General features: G+C 60.3%; 19 protein-coding genes. 8 read left to right on the top strand and 11 right to left on the bottom strand.

The features are described from left to right. The 3 genes from C6558_RS35225 to C6558_RS35215 all read left to right on the top strand — a co-directional run. Positions 1-581 (top strand): 4Fe-4S dicluster domain-containing protein (locus C6558_RS35225; RefSeq protein ID WP_199197108.1); only part of this gene is annotated, 581 nt, incomplete at its 5' end. A 395-nt stretch (positions 582-976) separates the two neighbouring features. Then, entirely contained in the window at positions 977-1,975 is a 999-nt protein-coding gene (locus C6558_RS35220) for an ABC transporter substrate-binding protein (protein ID WP_025426358.1), read from the top strand. Positions 1,976-2,196: 221 nt separating this feature from the next. Then, complete coding sequence (locus tag C6558_RS35215; protein ID WP_025426359.1) at positions 2,197-3,084, top strand: proline/glycine betaine ABC transporter permease; 888 nt, start codon at positions 2,197-2,199, stop codon at positions 3,082-3,084. Positions 3,085-3,153: 69 nt separating this feature from the next. Here the strand turns inward: C6558_RS35215 and C6558_RS35210 are convergent, their stop codons facing one another. Further along, positions 3,154-4,065, bottom strand: coding sequence for a DMT family transporter (locus C6558_RS35210; protein WP_025426360.1), 912 nt, complete (start codon positions 4,063-4,065; stop codon positions 3,154-3,156). Positions 4,066-4,216: 151 nt separating this feature from the next. Between C6558_RS35210 and C6558_RS35205 the strand changes: the two genes are divergently transcribed. Both C6558_RS35205 and C6558_RS35200 read left to right on the top strand, forming a co-directional pair. Beyond that, positions 4,217-4,684: an Lrp/AsnC family transcriptional regulator gene (locus C6558_RS35205; RefSeq protein ID WP_025426361.1), complete on the top strand. Its 468-nt coding sequence runs from the start codon at positions 4,217-4,219 to the stop codon at positions 4,682-4,684. A 184-nt stretch (positions 4,685-4,868) separates the two neighbouring features. Continuing rightward, positions 4,869-5,780 (top strand): diacylglycerol kinase family protein, encoded by a 912-nt coding sequence (locus C6558_RS35200; RefSeq protein WP_025426362.1) that lies wholly within the window; start codon positions 4,869-4,871, stop codon positions 5,778-5,780. Between the two features lie 7 nt (positions 5,781-5,787). On the opposite strand, the gene C6558_RS35195 is transcribed toward C6558_RS35200, so the two are convergent. Continuing rightward, on the bottom strand, positions 5,788-7,272 hold the full coding sequence (locus C6558_RS35195; protein WP_025426363.1) for a glycosyltransferase family 39 protein: 1,485 nt from the start codon (positions 7,270-7,272) through the stop codon (positions 5,788-5,790). Beyond that, positions 7,265-8,242, bottom strand: a complete 978-nt coding sequence (locus C6558_RS35190; protein WP_025426364.1) for a glycosyltransferase family 2 protein — start codon at positions 8,240-8,242, stop codon at positions 7,265-7,267. The genes C6558_RS35195 and C6558_RS35190 overlap by 8 nt, the downstream gene beginning before the upstream one ends. A gap of 135 nt (positions 8,243-8,377) precedes the next feature. Here C6558_RS35190 and C6558_RS35185 point away from each other — a divergent pair, with 135 nt between their 5' ends. Beyond that, on the top strand, positions 8,378-9,331 hold the full coding sequence (locus C6558_RS35185) for a lysylphosphatidylglycerol synthase transmembrane domain-containing protein (RefSeq protein ID WP_025426365.1): 954 nt from the start codon (positions 8,378-8,380) through the stop codon (positions 9,329-9,331). Between the two features lie 12 nt (positions 9,332-9,343). Here the strand turns inward: C6558_RS35185 and C6558_RS35180 are convergent, their stop codons facing one another. The 5 genes from C6558_RS35180 to C6558_RS35160 all read right to left on the bottom strand — a co-directional run bounded on the left by C6558_RS35180 (position 9,344) and on the right by C6558_RS35160 (position 12,518). Further along, on the bottom strand, positions 9,344-10,846 hold the full coding sequence (locus tag C6558_RS35180; protein ID WP_025426366.1) for an AMP nucleosidase: 1,503 nt from the start codon (positions 10,844-10,846) through the stop codon (positions 9,344-9,346). A gap of 172 nt (positions 10,847-11,018) precedes the next feature. Further along, on the bottom strand, positions 11,019-11,339 hold the full coding sequence (locus tag C6558_RS35175; protein ID WP_025426367.1) for a YnfA family protein: 321 nt from the start codon (positions 11,337-11,339) through the stop codon (positions 11,019-11,021). A gap of 93 nt (positions 11,340-11,432) precedes the next feature. Then, positions 11,433-11,609 carry a hypothetical protein gene (locus C6558_RS35170; RefSeq protein ID WP_162174731.1) on the bottom strand — a complete coding sequence of 59 codons (177 nt, stop codon included), beginning with the start codon at positions 11,607-11,609 and terminating at the stop codon, positions 11,433-11,435. A 13-nt stretch (positions 11,610-11,622) separates the two neighbouring features. Beyond that, complete coding sequence (locus tag C6558_RS35165) at positions 11,623-11,796, bottom strand: hypothetical protein (protein ID WP_025426369.1); 174 nt, start codon at positions 11,794-11,796, stop codon at positions 11,623-11,625. 380 nt (positions 11,797-12,176) lie between these two features. Then, a complete protein-coding gene (locus tag C6558_RS35160; RefSeq protein WP_025426370.1) occupies positions 12,177-12,518 on the bottom strand; it encodes a DUF2147 domain-containing protein in 342 nt (113 codons plus the stop codon). 594 nt (positions 12,519-13,112) lie between these two features. On the opposite strand from C6558_RS35160, the gene C6558_RS35155 reads away from it, so the two are divergent. Further along, positions 13,113-13,379 (top strand): sel1 repeat family protein, encoded by a 267-nt coding sequence (locus C6558_RS35155; protein WP_025426371.1) that lies wholly within the window; start codon positions 13,113-13,115, stop codon positions 13,377-13,379. Between the two features lie 67 nt (positions 13,380-13,446). Here the strand turns inward: C6558_RS35155 and C6558_RS35150 are convergent, their stop codons facing one another. The 3 genes from C6558_RS35150 to C6558_RS35140 form a co-directional block, all read right to left on the bottom strand. After that, positions 13,447-14,571: a pyridoxal phosphate-dependent aminotransferase gene (locus C6558_RS35150; protein ID WP_025426372.1), complete on the bottom strand. Its 1,125-nt coding sequence runs from the start codon at positions 14,569-14,571 to the stop codon at positions 13,447-13,449. Between the two features lie 132 nt (positions 14,572-14,703). Then, positions 14,704-15,078: a PilZ domain-containing protein gene (locus tag C6558_RS35145; protein WP_025426373.1), complete on the bottom strand. Its 375-nt coding sequence runs from the start codon at positions 15,076-15,078 to the stop codon at positions 14,704-14,706. 209 nt (positions 15,079-15,287) lie between these two features. After that, a complete protein-coding gene (locus C6558_RS35140; protein WP_244445421.1) occupies positions 15,288-15,710 on the bottom strand; it encodes a hypothetical protein in 423 nt (140 codons plus the stop codon). 254 nt (positions 15,711-15,964) lie between these two features. Here C6558_RS35140 and C6558_RS35135 point away from each other — a divergent pair, with 254 nt between their 5' ends. After that, positions 15,965-18,184, top strand: a complete 2,220-nt coding sequence (locus C6558_RS35135) for a caspase family protein (protein ID WP_025426375.1) — start codon at positions 15,965-15,967, stop codon at positions 18,182-18,184. The last annotated feature ends 290 nt before the right edge of the window (positions 18,185-18,474 follow it).

Below are 18,474 nucleotides of genomic sequence, written 5' to 3'. Positions count from 1 at the left end.
GCGGTCGCGCCAATGACGAGCCGATCGAAATCGAGCGTGGTTGGCGCGACAGCGCCATCGGCCAGGACCTGAAGCGGGTCAGGAACGTCAAGCCGCTGTGGTCGAAGTTCGGCACGGCGGTCGGCGTAGCGCTCGGCGGTCTCGACATGTGGACCAACCAGCTGTTCGGCTTCTCGTTCTTCGGCACGCTGAAACACGGCAAGACCGACGCGCAGAGCCTCGAACCGGCCGCCCAGCACAAAAAGATCGACTATCCCAAGCCCGACGGTGTTTTGACCTTCGATCGGCTGTCCTCGGTGTTCCTGTCGAACACCAACCACGAGGAAGACCAGCCGATCCACCTGCAGGTGAAGAATCCGGAGCTGCAGCGCACGTCGGAGCTCGACGTCTTTGCCGGTCCGTCGACGCGCTACTGTCCCGCCGGGGTCTATGAATGGGTGGAAAAGGACGGCCAGCCGGTCTTCGTCATCAACGCGCAGAACTGCGTGCACTGCAAGACCTGCGACATCAAGGACCCGAACCAGAACATCAACTGGGTGCCGCCGCAGGGCGGCGAGGGACCGGTCTATCCCAACATGTGAGGGCGGGTTTTCGCGCGACCGCGCAAAAGGAAACATTTGGAGGCGTCGAGCTCTGGCTCGGCGCCTCTTTCATTTCAAGCACACGACCGGACCCGTGTGCGGCGCGCTTTTCTCGGCGCAACGTCATCCTGCTCAGCGGTGAGCCCACATCTCCGGCGCCCCGACAAATGCGGGAGCATTGGGAAAGGCAATCGTTGACGCAAATGGGAAAGTCCTTGCCGGAAAGACCCTATAGCCTTGAGGGTGCCGTTGTCGCGCCAAGCGCGCCGACGGACCTGCAGGCCGTTCGGTCCCTGTTGTTCTTGAGTAGGGCCCAAGCCTGTTGACACGCGACCGATCACTGCGGTGAGATCGGTCGTCCGACGGGACGTACCGCCAGAACAGAGGGAACAGAAATGAACAAGCTTCTAGCAACGACTTGCCTGGCCGCCGGCCTTCTTGGCCTTGCCGGCACGGCCTCGGCGGCCGAATGCGGCGACGTGACGATCGCCAACATGAACTGGCAAAGCGCCGAGGTTCTGGCGAATGTCGACAAGATCATTCTGACGGAAGGCTATGGCTGCAACGCCGAGCTCGTCGTCGGCGATACCGTGCCGACGATCACCTCGATGATCGAAAAGGGCCAGCCCGATATTGCGCCGGAAGGCTGGGTGGACCTTCTGCCCGACGTCGTCAATCGCGGCCTTGAAGAAGGCAAGCTGGTCGGCGCCGCCGTCGCGCTTTCCGACGGCGCCGTCCAGGGTTGGTGGGTGCCGAAATATATCGTCGACGCCAATCCCGACATCAAGACGATCGACGATGTGCTGAAGCACAAGGAACTGTTCCCGGATCCGGAAGATGCCAGCAAGGGCGCCGTCTTCAACGGCCCGCAGGGTTGGGGCGGCACGGTTGTTACGACCCAGCTCTACAAGGCTTATGGCGGCGAGGCAGCCGGCTTCACGCTTGTTGATACCGGCTCGGCCGCCGGCCTCGATGGCTCGATTGCCAAGGCCTATGAACGCAAGCAGGGATGGGTCGGCTACTACTGGGCGCCGACGGCACTTCTCGGCAAATACGAGATGGTGAAGCTCGGCCACGGCGTCGAGGCGGATGCAGCGGAGTGGAAGCGGTGCAACACGGTTGCCGATTGCCCGGACCCGAAGAAGAACGACTGGCCGAAGGACAAGGTCCAGACGCTCCTGACCAAGACGTTCGCCGATCGCGCCGGCCCGGCTTTGGACTACCTGAACAAGCGTGCCTGGACCAACGACACCGTCAACAAGCTGATGGCCTGGATGACCGACAACCAGGCCAGCGGCGAGGAAGGTGCAAAGCACTTCCTCCAGGAAAACCCTGACATCTGGACCACCTGGGTCTCGTCTGATGTCGCGGAGAAGGTGAAGTCGGCGCTTTGATGGCCATCGACTGACGCAATTGGGCGGCGCACCGTTCAGTGCGCCGCCTGCTAAAGCATTTCCTGGAAAAGTGCGAAGCGATTTTCCGCAAGGAAATTTGTGAAAACAAGGAGATAGAGCGTTTCCGAATCTCCGCTTGATCCGGAAACGCTCTAGGTGATTGTCGGCGGACAAAAACAAACAAACGGGGCCGCCGTCGGGGAGCAGTGAAGGGCAATTTGATGGAATGGCTGACCCAGTTTCCGCATATGGATGACGACCGCCTGCGGGCGTTGAAAAAGGCGATCGACGAGGGTTTTCGCACCTTCACGCGCGCTTATGGCGACGGTATCGAAGCGTTCTTCGAGCCGTTGCAATTCTTTCTGATCCAGTCGGAGCGCTTCATGACGCGCACGCCCTGGCCGATCATCATCCTGCTGATCGCGGTTCTCGCCTGGTTTGCGAGCCGGAACTGGAAGATCGTCGCCGGCTGTATCGGCACGCTGTTGCTCATCGGCTATTTCGACATGTGGGACGATACGATGAAGACGATCTCGATGATCTTCGTCTGTACCGTGCTGTCGATCGCCATCGGCATACCGCTCGGCATCGTCATGTCGCGCTCGGACCGAGTCCAGAATGTCGTCAATCCGATTCTCGACGTGATGCAGACCATGCCGAGCTTCGTCTATCTGATTCCGGTGGTCATGCTGCTCGGGATCGGCAAGGTTCCGGGGCTGATTGCGGTGGTGATCTACGCCATCCCGCCGATGATCAGGCTCACCAACCTCGGCATCCGCCTCGTCGACAAGGATGTGCTGGAGGCGGCAGACGCCTTCGGCTCCTCGGGCTGGCAGAAACTGAAGAATGTGCAGATGCCCTTGGCGCTACCGACGATCATGGCCGGCATTAACCAGACGATCATGATGGCGCTGGCCATGGTGGTCATCGCCTCGATGATCGGGGTTCAAGGGCTCGGGCAGCCGGTGCTGAAGGCGATCGCCAACCAGTACTTCACGCTCGGCATCTTCAACGGCCTGGCCATCGTCGGCATCGCCATCATCTTCGACCGCGTCAGCCAGGCCTATGGCCACCGGCTGCAGAAGCATCGCGAGATCGTTCACGGCTGAAAATGACGGTACCAAGCAACAGAGTGGCCCGGAAGCTTTCGCTTCCGGGCCATTTTCCGTTCTGATCCTTCACGCCTTGCGCGGTGAAAGGATGCCGGTCGAGAGCGCCACGCCGACCGCCGTGACAATGGCGGCGACAATTTCGAACGGGCCGATCTGTTCACCGAGAAGAATTGCGCCGCCGAACATTGCCAGTACCGGGGTCAGCGCGGTGAAGGCGGCGGCCTGAGTTCCGCCGAGGCTGCGAACGGCCACGCCATAGGCGACCATCGCGACGAGGCCCGAGAGCAGGCCCTGGCTGGTGATTTGCAGCGCGATCTCCTTCAGCGGAACGCTTGCAAGCGTGCTGCCGAAGATGCCGGCAAGCAGCAGGTGGATAAGAAAAGACCAGACGGCGATCAGTGCACTGCCTTCGAGCGGGCTGAGGCCGGAGCGCCGGAAGGCGTGGGTATAGATCGCCCAGAGCGTGGCTGCCGCCGGAAGGAGGGCGTAGCCGGTCCAGCCGGTGCCAGTGGTGCCGGCAAGGCTGCGGGCGAGCAGAAGGGCAACGCCCGCAACGATGGCGGCAAAGCCGACGATGCGCATCCGGTCTGGACGCTCTCCGAAGAGGGTGATGCCGATCAGCGCCGTCGCCAGCGGCATCGAGCCCCCGAGCAGCACGCCGACCGAAGAGGCGGGCGTCGCATGGATGGCGAAGGCCGCGACCTGAAAGAACAGCGCGCCGGAACCAGCCACCATCAGGAGAAGCAGGAGCAGCGGAAGCTTGCGCGGCAGGAGCCCGATCTTGAGCCAAACCGGTGCAAGAACCAGCGCAGGAACGCCGTAGCGGATGAGGCCGAGATCGATTGTGCCGAGTGCGGTGCCGGCGGTATGCCGTGTCGCAAGAATCCACCCCGCCCAGATCAGGACGGTGACGAAGGCGCCGGCATAGCCGGCGGCGACAGGCGTGGCGTTGCCGCGATCGAGTGTGAGCGCAACCATCTGATTTTCCTTCCCGATTTAAATGCCCACAATCGCTTGGGCCTGGGAAGAAGATTACTGCCTGGGGGCGGGGCATGTCCTTGCGATTTATGCTTCAAATGGCCTATGGTGCGCAATCATATGCCAATACGGCCTCACTGGATTATCAACTATGCCAAGTCTAGATAAATTCGATCTCGCGATTCTCAAGATCTTACAGGAGGACGCGCGGGCAACGAACGTGGAGATTGCCGAACGTGTCAATCTGTCGCCGTCGCCATGCCTGCGGCGCATCCGCAATCTGGAGAAATCGGGGATCCTGCGCGGTTATCGGGCCGACATCGATCGCAAGGAAGTCGGGCTCGGCCTGACCGTTTTCGTGGAAATCAAGGTCGGCCAGCACAGCCGCGAGAATGCCCAGCGTCAGCAAGAGGCGCTGCTTGCCATTCCCGAAGTTGTCTCCTGCTTCCTGATCTCCGGAAATGCCGATTTTCTTGCTGAGGTCGTCGTCGAAGATCTCTCCGCCTATGAGACGCTGCTGACGGAGACATTGCTGGCCATGCCCGGCGTGACTGACATCCGTTCCAACTTCGCCATCCGCTCGATCAAGACAGGTGGTCCGCTCAAGCTGCCGGAGTGACGCCGAAGCAGGTCGGCGACGTTGCCGCCCTGCAGACAAAGGTGGGCAGCGACGGTGAATTCGAGCGCCCGCCGACGCGGGTTCAAGGTTAAGTTTTGGTAAGGCTCTGGAAACGGCGCCGATTGCGATTATCTCATCGCAGTGGACGCCCGTGTGCCACGGCAATGGAGCCTGTAAGCCTTTCATGAAAATCAAAGCTATCTTCAATCGGGATGGTGGGACCTTCCGAACGACGGACATGGCGGCCTATGGCAACAGGGTTGAGGCGGTCTTTCGCGATGCGGGTCACCAGATCGAGATCGCGACCGTCTCGGGCGCCGAGATGCAGGAGACCCTGGAAAAGACCTGCCGGCGCGACGATCTCGACGCAATCGTGGCGGGTGGCGGCGACGGTACGATTTCGGCAGCCGCGGGCGTTGCCTGGAAAACCGGCATGCCGCTTGGGGTCGTTCCTGCGGGGACGATGAACCTTTTTGCGCGCACGCTGAAATTGCCGCTCGATATCTGGAAGGTGCCGGAAGTTCTGGCGCAGGGCACGATCATCGACGGCGATATCGGCAGCGCCGATGGCCGAGCCTTCGTCCACCAGTTCTCGATGGGTCTGCATGCTCGCATGGTGCGCTACCGCGAATCGTTCAGTTTTCGATCGCGCCTGGGCAAGATCACGGCGAGCACACGCGCTGCGGTCGGGGTCATTCTCAATCCGCCGGATTTCGAGATCGAGTTCGACGTGGATGGTCACCATGAAAGCCGGCACGTTTCGGCTGTGTCCGTGTCGAACAACCCGTTCGGGCGCGATACGCTGATGTATGCTGATGACGTGACCGCCGGCCATCTCGGCTTCTACACGGCACCGCCGTTGAGCCCGCCCGGCGTTGCCAAGCTTGCGCTCGACGTGCTGCGCGGCAAGTTCCGCGACAATCCGGTTATTACCGAGATGAGCGGCCATGCTTTGGACCTGCATTTCCCCAAGGTCGACCGGAAGATCAACTGCGTTATCGATGGCGAACTTCTGCCAATGGGCCGCGACGTCGCGTTGAGGATCCATCCCGGCGAACTCAAACTGCTCGTCGGCGCCGACCGGTCTAGTTCGTGACCCCGGGTCAGTCCCTGACCCAGAGGTAGCCGAAAGTGTACCGGTCTTCAGCCTTGCCGTGCAGGTAGGGCAGGGACAGAACCTGTGGCGTTGCCGACGTCGTCGAAAATCCACGCGTTTTCATGGCGTTTGCCAGCGCCTCGGGCAGGATTGGCTCCGCCTTGCCGTCATCGCTCCAGACGACGAGCAGCGGCAACGATGCGCTGGCCGTCCCTGCGTCAAGATAGCCGGGGGTGAGCACGGGAGCATCGTGAAGGTGCGTGCGAAGGTTGCCACCGATCAACCTGTCTTTCGCAAGGATCAGGGCCGGTTCGCGACCCCCGAGCTTAACGACCGCTTCGGCCAGCGTGGCGTAGGGAATGCTCAATCGCGAATATTTGCCGAAGAGCGGCCGCACGATTGCGCGGGCGGAAACCACCATCAGCGTAGTGAGCACGATGAAGGCCACGAGCCACAGGAACGGTCGAAGTTTAAACGCGGCATCGACGCCAGCCGCTTCGACCTTGAGGCAGAGATAGAGCGGCAGGAGAATCAGGAAGAGCACGAGCCACTTTTCCCGGATATGCGTGGCTCCGACCCCCAGAACAATCAATAGGACTGCCACGAGGCAGATTGCAAGCATACGGCCGACAACGCGAGTCCATTGGCTTTGCGCCGACCAAATCGCAGGAATGCTCTTGCGGAATATGAGTCCGAACACGATCAGCGGCACGATACCGCCGCGGATCGTGGCGGCAATGAGCGAAACCACGCCGCCGAACGCCTGTGCGAGGCGGCCTTCGGAATGGGCCTCGCGCATCTCAAGAAAGGTGTTGTTTGAGGCGGAGCCGAGGTTTTCGAGGATCCACCAGCCATGCGGCAAAGCGATCAGTGCCGCAACCAACAGCGAGACCAGGATACGCCAGTCGAAAAGGCGCTCGCGTAGCTTGGGTTCCGGCAGAATGGCAAGGACGGCAGCGGCGGGTACAAGCGCAAAATTGTACTTGGAGATGAAGCCGATGCCGACAGCAAGGCCGGTCAGCAGATAGGCCGCGAGACTCGGCCGGACCAATGTCCGCAGGAAGCCGTAGAGAAACAGTGATACGGCGAACAGTGCCGCGACCGTATGGGAAAGGTCACGCTGCGCAAGTAGGAAAATCGGCGGCAGTGTCAGCACGCCGAGCATGGCAATCAGCGCCAGGCGCTTTTCTGCAAGGACTTCGCGCGCGGCGAAGCCATAGAAGAGACAGCAAAGAAACAGAAGCAGGTTCTTGAGCACCGTCATCGTCGCGAGAGACGGTCCGAAAACGGATGCAAGCCCGTATTGCAGCCAGTTGTAGAAGGGCGGTTGCGCGCCGTAACCGAGCCGCAGGAACTGCGACACGAATGCCTGCTCCGCCTCGTCGATTTCGAGCGAATTCGAAACGGCGAGACGCAGGCTGATGCAGAGCAGGAAATAGCCGGCGAGTAGGGCGGTGACGAGGTTGGGTCGCCGCTCGACGAACTCAAACATTCGTTTGATCCCGTACAAAGACCTCACGCACGATATAGCTGGTGGTTTCGTCGTCGCGGAAATAGGCACGCGCCATCATCTCGGCGAGAATGCCTGTTGTCACGAGTTGCACCGACGACAGAAACAGCATCACGCCAACGATCAGCATCGGGCGGGTGCCGATGTCGTTGCCGAGAAGGAACTTGTCGAAGGCAAGATAGAGCAGGATGAGGACGCTCGCCGCCCCGGCTGCAAGCCCGATCGAGCCGAAGAAGTGGCCCGGGCGCGCCTTGTAGCGCATGAAGAACAGAACCGAAAGCAGATCGAGGATCACGCGGAAGGTGCGCGAGATACCGTATTTCGAGTGGCCATGCTGGCGCGCGTGGTGGGTCACCGGCATTTCGCCGATGCGGCTGCTGGGTACGACCCCTGCGACCCAGGCGGGGATGAAGCGATGCATCTCGCCCATCAGCTTGACCTGCTTGATGATCGAGGCGCGGTAAACCTTCAGGCTGCAACCATAGTCGTGCAGCCGGACGCCGGTGATCTTGCCGATTAGCCGGTTGGCGCACCAGGACGGGATTTTTCTGAGCAACAGCCCATCTTGACGATTCTTGCGCCAGCCGACGAGCAGGTCGAGTTGCCGCTCCTCGATTGCTTTGACCATAGCGGGAATATCGACCGGGTCGTTCTGCAGATCACCGTCGAGTGTGGCGATCAACCGGCCGGACGCCGCGTCGATGCCGGATTGCATGGCGGCGGTCTGCCCGAAGTTCTTCTGCAGTTCGATGATTTTCAGCTGAAGATCGGGGCGACAGAGCGCCTTCCTTGCATTGGTGAGCGTGCGATCGGTGCTGCCGTCATCGACCAGGATCAGCTCCCAAGGGGCTGAAAAATTCACCATGGCGTCACTGACGCGCGTGATGAGCGGCTCAATGCTGTCCTCTTCGTTGAAGACTGGGATGACGACGGATAGCTCGATGGGCAGCATGGGATCGCTCGTGCATTCGGCGCGCCTTGCACGAGCCGGAAGAATAGGGGTGCGCTTACATAATCATTTTCTTGCACAGTTATCGGTGATAACCAACGTGCAAAGTTGTGTTTCAACACGGGAAATCGGCGTCTGATGAATTCTGGCTGCGAGTTCGAGCGGCGATCGTGGCTGGCGCGCAACCGTGTGACGCTGATATCGGCCGCGGCGATTGTCGCCTATGCGGTTTTTGTCCAGTGGATCTGGGGCTGGCGAACGCTGCTCGATCAATGGACGAAAATCGGCGTCGGTTCCGGGCTCGCGGCCCTGATACTTCTTGTCGCCACCTATTTCATTCGCTGCTATCGCATCTATGATTATTTCCCGGCGGAAACGTCAGGCCGGTTTCTGGCGCTGTTTCGCGTCACCCAAGTCCACAATCTCCTGAACATCATGTTGCCTTTTCGCGCCGGAGAGACGAGCTTTCCACTGTTGATGCGGTCGGAATTCTCCATCCCGCTGGCGCGGGGGACCGCGGCACTTCTGGTCATGCGGCTGCTCGACCTGCATGCCCTGTTGACGGTCGCCGCAGTCGGCCTGGTTTTTGGCCGCGGATCAGGCGTCGCCTGGGCGCTCTGGATCGCGGCGCTGGTCGCGCCACTTCCGTTCTTTCTGTTGAAGGATCGCGTTGTCGCCCTGGCGCGGCGGTTGCTGCCGGCAAGACTGGAATCGATCGTCGAAGAGCTGGATACAGGTCTGCCCGGCACGACAAAGGCATTCCTCAGGGCCTGGGCGATGACCATTCTGAATTGGGCGGTCAAGGTGGTGGTTCTCGCCTGGGTTCTGGCGATCATGGGTGTCGCGCCGCTTGCTGCCTGTTTTGGCGGGGCTCTTGGCGGCGAACTCTCCTCCGTCTTGCCGATGCACGCGCCGGCGGGCGTCGGCACTTATCCCGCAGCGATCGCCGCCGGCGCCGTTTCTTTCGGAGCAGGGGCGGACCGCGCAGCGCTGGAGCAATTGGCCGGCGCCGGCGTCAACGCGCATCTGCTGATCATCGTGTCCGCTGTCGCGGGCACGATGCTGTCGATGCTTCTGCAGAGAAAGCCGTAGGCGCCGTCACGGTTACTGGAACGACGTCTCGTAGAAGCTTCTGAGCTTGCGGGAGTGCAGCTTCTCAGGCGGCATCGCCGCAAGTTTCTGCAAAGCGAGGATCCCGATCTTCAGATGCTGGCTGACCTGTGTCCGGTAGAAGGCTGTTGCCATGCCCGGAAGCTTCAACTCGCCGTGAAGCGGCTTGTCTGAAACGCAAAGCAGCGTGCCGTAGGGCACGCGGAAGCGGAAGCCGTTGGCCGCGATCGTCGCCGATTCCATGTCGAGTGCGATCGCGCGCGCCTGCGACAGGCGCTTGACCGGTCCGCGCTGGTCGCGCAGTTCCCAGTTGCGGTTGTCGATGGTGGCAACGGTGCCGGTGCGCATGATCTGCTTGAGATCATAGTCGCGGTAGCCGGTGACCTCCGCCACGGCGTCCTGCAACGCCACCTGCACTTCGGCAAGTGCCGGCAGGGGGATCCAGACCGGCAGGTCGTCGTCCAGCACATGGTCTTCGCGCATATAGGCATGGGCAAGAACATAGTCGCCGAGGCGCTGGCTGTTCCTGAGCCCGGCGCAGTGCCCGAGCATCAGCCAGACATGCGGGCGCAGCACGGCGATATGGTCGGTGATCGTCTTGGCGTTCGATGGGCCAACGCCGATATTGACCATGGTGATGCCGCCGTGGCCCTTCTTCTTCAGGTGGTAGGCGGGCATCTGCGGCAGGCGGGCGAGCGTATAGTCCGTTTCCGGCTTGTCGGAACCGGCAGGCGTGATGATGTTGCCGGGCTCGACGAAGGCCGTGTAGCCGTTGCCGCCCTCCGCCATCTGCTGGCGCGCCCAGGCGCAGAACTCGTCGATGTAGAACTGATAGTTGGTGAACAGTACGAAGTTCTGGAAATGCGTCGCACTCGTGGCCGTGTAGTGGCTGAGGCGGGCAAGCGAATAGTCGATGCGCTGCGCGGTGAACGGTGCAAGCGGGGAGGGTTCGCCCGGGCCAGGTTCGTAGGAGCCGTTGGCGATCTCGTCGTCGGTCGTCGTCAGATCAGGTGCGTCGAACAGGTCGCGTAGCGGAATATCGATGGCTTCGCCCGCCGACGCTTCGACGTGGGCGCCTTCGCCGAAGGCGAAATGCAGCGGGACCGGGGTGGAGGATTCGGACACGGTAATGCCGAGGCCGTGATTACGCATCAGGTGCCCCAACTGTTCCTTCAGATAGTGCCGAAACAGTTTTGGTCGCGTGATCGTCGTGGTGTAGACGCCCGGTGCGCTGACATAACCGTAGGACAGGCGGGAATCGACATGGCCGAAGCTGCTGGTCTCGATGCTGACCTGCGGGTAGCAGGCGCGGTAGCGCGTCAGGGTCACGCCGTTCTTGCCCAGCCCCTCGAAAGCCTCTGTGAGGAACCGGGTATTGCGATCGTAGAGCGCCTCCAGGCAATCGACTGCCGCCGCCGGATCATCGAAGAACTGCGGCTCGAACGGATCGGGTGTGGAGACGGAAAGGACGGAGTGTGAAGAGATTCGCTTGTTCATGTCGCATTATAGGCTGAGGCCTCTGACAAGCAAACGACAAGATGCTGGCATGCACAACCGCGTCTGGCAGAACAACTTTACAGCGTTGCGCGTCAGATATGACGCGCAAAGGACGCTGTAACGCTTTAAACTCTCTGCATAAATGCCTTTAAGGCATTATGCAGAAGCGGTCTTAGCGTGGTCCAGCAAGGATGAGGGCGCTGCCTATGAGCGCGACGACCATTCCGGTCAGATCCCAGCGATCGGGCCGCACGCCTTCGGCAAGCCACAGCCAGATGAGTGACGCGGCGATATAGACCCCGCCGTAGGCCGCATAGGCTCGGCCGGCTGCCGAGCTGTCGATCAGTGTCAGCAGCCAGGCAAACAGTGCCAGCGACGCCATGCCCGGGATCAGCCACCAGATCGGCTTGTCGAGTTTCAGCCAGGCCCAGAAGGCGAAACATCCTGCGATCTCGGCAAGGGCGGCAAGGGAATAGACGGCATAGGCTGGCATCGATAGCAGATCCTTTCAGCCGTGAAAGGACAGGAAGGCGCTCGGCGATGCAAGAGAGACAGGCAAATTAAAAGGCGCCGGTGGCGCCTTCGGTCAGCTCATGGATTGACGCTGCAGCGTCACGAAGAGAACGAGGCCGGCGCCCTGCTTGCCGATGCCGAGGCCATTGGCCTTGCTATAGGCGAGCGCCCCAACCGGCGCCATCAGCAGGCTGGCAAGTGCAAGAACACGCAGCGAGAGAAAGGCGGATGTGGAAAGGGCGGCCAGCATGTCGGTTTCTCCCTTAGAGCTTGGCTTGGCAGTATTGCGCTGTATGCGCTGTGCAATCCGTCAGCGAGCCGAGATAAGTGTTGCTGCGGCGACGTTCGGTATCTGCGCTGACTGCGGCCGCGAGGGTCATCGCAAAAACAACCATAAGAAGGCTGATAATAGTGAGGCGCCGAGCAAGAATGTCCATGGTTCTGTCCGTTGGTCTGGAGGCGGTTCAAATCGATTGAGCGTGTTTTCGCACAACCAAACTGAACTCTTGCTGATACGGTCGTTCATCTGGCGTTCATCTTGCGATTGAAATAGCCGCCGTTCTCGCGGGGCAGGGCGCGCGCCCAAGCCAACGATGCGGCAGATGGGCGGTCTTTGGCAGGCGGCTGGATGCGCCTGACATTTCAAAAACAAAACCCACCGAAAATATCGGCGGGTTTGTCAACGCTCTGGGAGCGACCCCGATGGCCACCCTTTTGTATCGATCTTAAAGCGCGTCGCGATCTCGCGATTTAAGTTCTTGTTTTACGCATGCCGTTATCGCAAACGCGCGGCACACTTTTGCGCGACATGCTCTAGCTAGAGGCGCGACCAGGTCTGCGATTTGCAGAGAATCTTGAGCACGCAGCCCTTCATCTTCAGCGAGTTGCCGCTGACTGCACCCGAGCCGCTATAGGTCTTGTCGGTTTCGGGATCGGTGATCTCTCCGGAATAGCTGCCATCCGTGCCGGACAGGTTGCCGATCCGCTTGCCGGCGTGTTTGCCAGTCTTCAGCGTGACGCAGAAAGCGCCGCCGCAAGGGGCAATCTCGGCCGTAGCGCCGGTTGCGGTCTTCCAGTTGCCGACGATCGGTTCGGCGGCAACGGCCGTTCCGACGACGCCAAGAGCGAGAGCCGCGGTCATGAACAGGGTACGGTACATTCATTCCTCCAGATAGAAGTTGCCGGCGCGGTCCGCTTCGCCGGCATCTCTGCAGATATCCTCGTTTGAAAGGCAGTCTCCTCACCGCCGCGCGCACGATAGCTTACGCGTACGTAAAGGTAAACTGGCTTGAACAAGGCCGTTTATGCTTTTTCTTTGCCGGGTTCAGGCGGAGAAAAATCGAGGAAGGACGGCGTTGGCAGGCCGGGTGCTTGTTTCGTGGTTACCGTTTGGTTGAAATCGGCAGTTGAATATTTCGTAAATTTTTATTCGAATGCGCCGGATTTCCGGCCTTTCGATGTTTAACAAAAACTCAAGTTTACCAAGTGTTTGGACTTTGTTTGTCGCAAATTAATCATGCATTTTAAGCGCGTATTGAAGGCCGTGCTGCATAGTAAGACCCATAAGACGAGCGGAGAAATTCACCCCGCCAAATGACCGAAGACGACGCTGCAAAAGATGGCGCGGTTCGGAAAGGCCCACAAAGAGGCGCGGTCGAACAGGGACCAAAAACGAATGCTGATCTGGAGCATGGTCCGCCTCCAAAGGGCGGGCCGCTTCGGAAAACCAACCAGGCAAAACAGGGACAAGACAATGGCACGCTTTGATATGCAGGTTGCTTCGAATACCGCGATGGGTGGTGAAAACCAGGCGGACGTGTTCTGCGAAATGGGTCTGGCCTATGCGACCGGCCGCGGTCGGCCGGTCGATCTGGTGGCCGCCCACAAATGGCTGAACATTGCCGCGATCAAGGGCTGCGACCGCGCCGTTGATCTGCGCGCTGACCTCTCGATGACCATGAGCAAATCCGACCTCGCAGCCGCGCTTCGTGCCGCCCGCGAATGGATGACCGTTCACTGAACGACAAGGCGGGAGCAAGCTCCCGTCCAGCGGCGCCCGCCAGCGCGCAGGCGCCGGAGATGAAGGCCTATTGGCCGCCTGCCAGTTTGGCCAGAACCTGCGGCAGGGCAGCTTCAAGCAGATCCATCTCCGCTTCCGGCCCGGTGCTGACGCGAATGCAGCGATTGAGCGGGGCTACGCCGGGCATGCGGATGAAGATGCCGTGGTCGCTCATCAGTGTATCGACGATCGCACGCGCATAGACCGCGTCCCGTCCACAATCGATCGCAACGAAATTGGTCGCAGAAACGAGCGGCGACAATCCGTTGCGCCTGGCGATCTCTGCGATGCGTTCGCGCGAATGCGCGATCCTTGCCGTTACCGAGTTCAGATAATCCTGATCCGCAAGCGCCGCCACCGCCGCCGCCACGCCGATCCGGTTCATCCCGAAATGATTGCGGATCTTGTCGAATGCCTGGGCAGTCCCGGGCGTGGTGATGACGTAACCAACCCGTGACCCGGCAAGGCCATAGGCCTTGGAGAAGGTCCGAGTCCTCACGACATTTGGCATGTCGATCAAGCTGTTGATGGCGGGTAGGGCCCCAGCAGGAGCGGTTTCGCAATAGGCTTCGTCAAGAATGAAGAGCGTTGTTTCGGGCAAGGCCCTGGCGAACTCGACGATGCGCTCGGCGTCCCACCAGCTTCCCATCGGATTGTCAGGATTGGCGAAATAGACGAGCGGGGCGTTTTCCTTTTCGACGGCTGCAAGCAAGCCATCGAGGTCCTCGCGATCGCCGACATACGGCACCGTCACCAGCCGGCCCCCGTGACCGACGACGTGATAGTTGAAGGTCGGATAGGCACCGAGCGATGTGACGACCGGCATGCCGGGTTCGATGACGAGCCGCACGATCTGCCCGAGCAGGCCATCGATGCCTTCGCCGATCGCAATGTTGGCGGCAGGGACACCAAGCCGGGCAGCCAGCGCCTGCTTCAGATCATGGTTTTCCGGGTCCGCATATTTCCACGTTCCCGTTGCCGCCTCTCGCATCGCCTGCACGACGCTTTCAGCAGGTCCGAACCCGCTTTCGTTGGCGCCAATACGGGCCGCGATGGCGCGCCCGCGCTGGCGCTCAATGGCCTCAGGCCCGACGAAGGGAATGGTGGAGGGCAGGGATTGGATGAGCGGCGTGAAGCGAGAGAATGCGGACATGCTTTATATAAGGCCCCGTTCGAACAAAGTTCGCGGAACTTAACCCATGCTTCGGCAATGCGGAATCGCCTTGATGAGAAAGCCGTCGCGAATTGTTGCGTTTTGACGCCCGTTGCGCCGGCCGCAGAGGCATCAGCGGCGCTTGGGCGTTTTTGCGTTCTGGCCGGTAAAGAATTCCTGGCGGATGATCTCGCGCAGCAGGCTCTGTTCGATCGGCTTGATGAATTGCACGCCGACGCGATCGCCGTTGCGATAGACCTCGGCGCAGCCGATGCGGAGTGCTGTGCCGATGATATGGAGATAATAATGCTGCGGCAGGCCGATGGTGGTCTGCACGGCAAAGCTGGCGCCACCGCGGGAAATGTCGATCATCCGACAGGTCCTGACAGACACGCTGCCAAGGCCCGGCTGCACCGTCGTCAGGGTGGCGGCATGGCCGATGGAAAAGCGTTCGTAGCGACGCTCGTAGAACGGCGAGGGCACGCAGGAATACATCGTCTGCTGCATCTGTCATTCTCCGCCAACGCCGGATCGCGAAATGCGATCATTGCCAAACTCGGCCTTCGATCGTGGGCAACTCATTCGCCCACGCTTAATCCTCGCGTGAATGCCGAGGTAAGTCGAGTGCAGTTTCGGTTGAGAAGTTTGCAATCCCCTGAAGGAGTTCGATAAAAATCTAACATCGGTCATTTTCCGTGTACCGGAGCCGGCCACAATCAAAAGCCACCGCTTGAAAATTGCATGCGGATCAACCGGCTGATGAAATCGGGCGCCAGCAGCATGTTGAAGCGCACGCCGAGTTCCGCGCCGCTGCGGTGGACCTGGGAACAGCCGATCTCTTCCTTGAATCCGTCGATCTCGAGGAAGAAGTGTTTCGGCACGATCAGTGCGGCATTGAAATCGAGCATGGCGCCGGCGATCGAAATGTGACGCAGCAGGCATTGATATTTGGTCTTTGCCTTGAGGTGCTGGCCAATGATGAGAATCCGGCAGGGACGCTCAATAAAGTAGTGTTGATACGTCGTTGCCAGCTGTCCTGGCTTCGCTTCCGCGACGTGCATTTTCATCGACATGGCAAACTCCGAGAACGCATAGCCTTTCATTGGCGCAGGAAACGCATCAGGCTCGGCCGGAATCACCCGGAGCAAGCGATGCGGCGTCCGGGTTAAGATCGCCTGCTTGCTTCGACCTTGCGGCGGCGCAGACGACGAGCCACCTCAAAAAATATGGCGATCGGAGACATTGAAAGCCCCTGGCTCATACGTAATAGTTTCATTTGGGCATGATTGTGGGGCGTTGGCATCGTCCCGAAGTGCCGTCATTGGGGTTGTGCGCCTCCTCAATCCTGCTCCCGAGGAGTTGGTGGATAAGGGGTGACGCCGGAGGGAAGAGCATGTTTTCGGGGCATTCGTCGCGCTGGCGGTCGTTCGTCATTCTTTTGGTGGCGGTGTCGGCGTTTGCGCCGGCCGAGGTCTTGGCCGCAAAGCGCGTTGCCCTGTTGATCGGCAACGAAAAGTACGAAGCGACCTCGCAACTCAACAATCCCGCCAATGACGTCGAACTGATGAAGGCTTCGTTCGAGGAGGCCGGCTTCGATTCCGTCACCACCGTTCATGACCTCGGGCGCCAGGACATGGTCAAGGCGCTGCGCGATTTTGAAGATCTGGCGACGGGCGCCGACGTGGCGATCGTCTACTATTCCGGCCACGGCATGGAAATGAACGGCCAGAACTTCCTGCTGCCGACCGATGTGCAATTGAAGACGGACAAGGATATCGAGGACGAGGCGATTGGCCTTGATCGGGTTCAGCGCTCGCTCGAGGGCGCAACGAAGCTCAAGCTGGTGATACTCGACGCCTGTCGCAACAATCCGTTCGAGCAAAGCATGACGCGCTCGATCTCGACGCGCGCAGTTTCGCGGGGCCTGGCGCGTGTCGAGCCGGAATCGGCCGACCTGCTTGTCGCTTTCGCTTCCAAGGCCGGAACAGTGGCGCTTGATGGCGAGGGCAAGAACAGCCCGTTTGCCACCGCACTTGCCAAATATCTCACCGAGCCGGGTGTCGATGTGCGAATCGCCTTGGGCAAGGTCCGCGATGAGGTGGTTTCGGTCACAAACCGCGGTCAGGAGCCCTTTGTCTATGGGTCGCTTGGCGGTGCGCAGATCTTCCTGAATATAAAAGAAGTGAACATCAACATCACGAATAACGGCGAGCAGCTCTCGCCGAACAGCCAGTCGGCTGCCGCTGCCGACTGGCAGAACATCCGCGATCTCGCCGACAAAGACCTGATCGATGCCTTTCTCGCCAAGCATGGGTCCGATCCCGTCTACAAGATGTTGGCGGAGAAGAAGCTGAAGCTCCTGGCCGAGGCGGAGCAGATGTCGAGCGTGACCCCTGACGAGATCGCCTGGGATGCCCTCAAGCAATCGACCGATGCCGCCGCGCTGACGCGGTTCCTCGAGCGCTATCCCGACAGCAAGCATAAGGCAGAGGCCGAGCAGCAGATCGCCGCCCTCGAACCACAAAAGGGCCTCAACATCTCGCAGACCGGCAAGGACACGCAGGCTTCGCGCGACTGCTATCTGCTGGCAGGTGAACCTCAGTCGATGCCCGGCTTCGTTGGTGTGAATTTCTTGAAGCTTGATTCCGCCCGCGCACTGACGGCCTGCGCCCAGGCGGTCAACGAAAACCCGGATGACATGATGCTCGTCAATATGTTGGGCCGGGCACAGGATGCCGGACGCGACTATGTCGAGGCACGCCACAATTATCAAAAGGCCGCCGACGGCGGCAATATGTACGCGTTGACCAATCTGGCATGGTTCTCCGTTTACGGCACCGATGGCGCCGTCGATGTCGACCAGGGCCGCCGGATGTTCGAGCAAGCAGCCAAGGCCGGCAATGCCTATGGCCAGGCATCGCTCGGCTGGCTCTATCGCGAGGGCTATGGCGGCATCGCCCAGGATTATGATGAAGCGGCCAGATGGTACCAACTGGCCGCCAACCAGGGTTACGCCAACGCGATGGCGACGGTGGCCTGGTTCTACAGAGAGGGCCTCGGCCTGCCCAAGGACCTGACGCAGTCGCTGTCGTGGTACAAGAAGGCCGCCGAAGGTGGCGACGTCAACGCGATGTCGTCGCTCGGTTGGGCCTACCAGAACGGGCTCGGCACCGAGCAGAACTATGTCGAAGCCAAGACCTGGTATGAAAAGGCGGCCAATGTCGGGGATTCCTATTCCATGGCATTGCTCGGCTGGTTCTACGATATCGGCACCGGCGTCACCCAGGACTATGCTCAGGCCCGCACCTGGTACGAGATGGCGGCGAATGCCGGCAGCGCCTACGCCATGGGAAATCTGAGCCGCCTTTATGACTATGGCCTGGGCACCAAGGCGGATGCGAAGGAGGCGGTGCGCTGGGCGGCAGCCAGCATCGAGGGCGGCGATCCGGCCAAGCTTCAGGAGTTGAAGTCCCAGCCGAGCAATTTCACGCCGGCCTTCCGCAAGGAAATGCAGGCGCTATTGAAGGATCGCGGTTTTTACAGTGGTCCTGTCGACGGGGACTTTGGCGCGGCAACGCTCGATGCGATCGATAGGCTTTCGCGAAAGTCATAGAAACGTGCTGGTGAAAGCTACAGCGCCACGCGTCTTATTAGACGCGCAAAGGTCGCTGTCGCACTTTGGATTGCTGCATGTTTTTATCCTTAAATCGAATACGATCTAAGGAAACATGCAGTAGGCTCGGTCCTGTTCGTCTCGCATTGCTGCCGCTCTCGACCACAGTCGAACCGCTGCTTCCCGTGAGTCTTCGGCCGCGTGAGGGGCTTGGTTCCCCCGGTGCCCACATGAAAATGCGATCATTTCCCGGAAACCGACAAAAAAATCTTGCATTGCCTGCGGTCTGA

Source organism: Ensifer sp. NM-2 (assembly GCF_003024455.1).
GTDB classification, from domain to species: domain Bacteria; phylum Pseudomonadota; class Alphaproteobacteria; order Rhizobiales; family Rhizobiaceae; genus Ensifer; species Ensifer canadensis.
This window is presented reverse-complemented; position numbering and strand designations above follow the sequence as displayed.

What these genes read in the sequence shown, in the direction of transcription:
- C6558_RS35215 (WP_025426359.1), top strand. Translation starts at nt 2,197, where the DNA reads ATGGAATGGCTGACCCAGTTTCCGCATATGGATGACGACCGCCTGCGG.
- C6558_RS35195 (WP_025426363.1), bottom strand. Translation starts at nt 7,272, where the DNA reads ATGTTTGAGTTCGTCGAGCGGCGACCCAACCTCGTCACCGCCCTACTC.
- C6558_RS35170 (WP_162174731.1), bottom strand. Translation starts at nt 11,609, where the DNA reads ATGCTGGCCGCCCTTTCCACATCCGCCTTTCTCTCGCTGCGTGTTCTT.
- C6558_RS35180 (WP_025426366.1), bottom strand. Translation starts at nt 10,846, where the DNA reads ATGAACAAGCGAATCTCTTCACACTCCGTCCTTTCCGTCTCCACACCC.
- C6558_RS35150 (WP_025426372.1), bottom strand. Translation starts at nt 14,571, where the DNA reads ATGTCCGCATTCTCTCGCTTCACGCCGCTCATCCAATCCCTGCCCTCC.
- C6558_RS35155 (WP_025426371.1), top strand. Translation starts at nt 13,113, where the DNA reads ATGGCACGCTTTGATATGCAGGTTGCTTCGAATACCGCGATGGGTGGT.
- C6558_RS35220 (WP_025426358.1), top strand. Translation starts at nt 977, where the DNA reads ATGAACAAGCTTCTAGCAACGACTTGCCTGGCCGCCGGCCTTCTTGGC.
- C6558_RS35210 (WP_025426360.1), bottom strand. Translation starts at nt 4,065, where the DNA reads ATGGTTGCGCTCACACTCGATCGCGGCAACGCCACGCCTGTCGCCGCC.
- C6558_RS35145 (WP_025426373.1), bottom strand. Translation starts at nt 15,078, where the DNA reads ATGCAGCAGACGATGTATTCCTGCGTGCCCTCGCCGTTCTACGAGCGT.
- C6558_RS35185 (WP_025426365.1), top strand. Translation starts at nt 8,378, where the DNA reads ATGAATTCTGGCTGCGAGTTCGAGCGGCGATCGTGGCTGGCGCGCAAC.
- C6558_RS35190 (WP_025426364.1), bottom strand. Translation starts at nt 8,242, where the DNA reads ATGCTGCCCATCGAGCTATCCGTCGTCATCCCAGTCTTCAACGAAGAG.
- C6558_RS35165 (WP_025426369.1), bottom strand. Translation starts at nt 11,796, where the DNA reads ATGGACATTCTTGCTCGGCGCCTCACTATTATCAGCCTTCTTATGGTT.
- C6558_RS35160 (WP_025426370.1), bottom strand. Translation starts at nt 12,518, where the DNA reads ATGTACCGTACCCTGTTCATGACCGCGGCTCTCGCTCTTGGCGTCGTC.
- C6558_RS35135 (WP_025426375.1), top strand. Translation starts at nt 15,965, where the DNA reads ATGTTTTCGGGGCATTCGTCGCGCTGGCGGTCGTTCGTCATTCTTTTG.
- C6558_RS35200 (WP_025426362.1), top strand. Translation starts at nt 4,869, where the DNA reads ATGAAAATCAAAGCTATCTTCAATCGGGATGGTGGGACCTTCCGAACG.
- C6558_RS35205 (WP_025426361.1), top strand. Translation starts at nt 4,217, where the DNA reads ATGCCAAGTCTAGATAAATTCGATCTCGCGATTCTCAAGATCTTACAG.
- C6558_RS35175 (WP_025426367.1), bottom strand. Translation starts at nt 11,339, where the DNA reads ATGCCAGCCTATGCCGTCTATTCCCTTGCCGCCCTTGCCGAGATCGCA.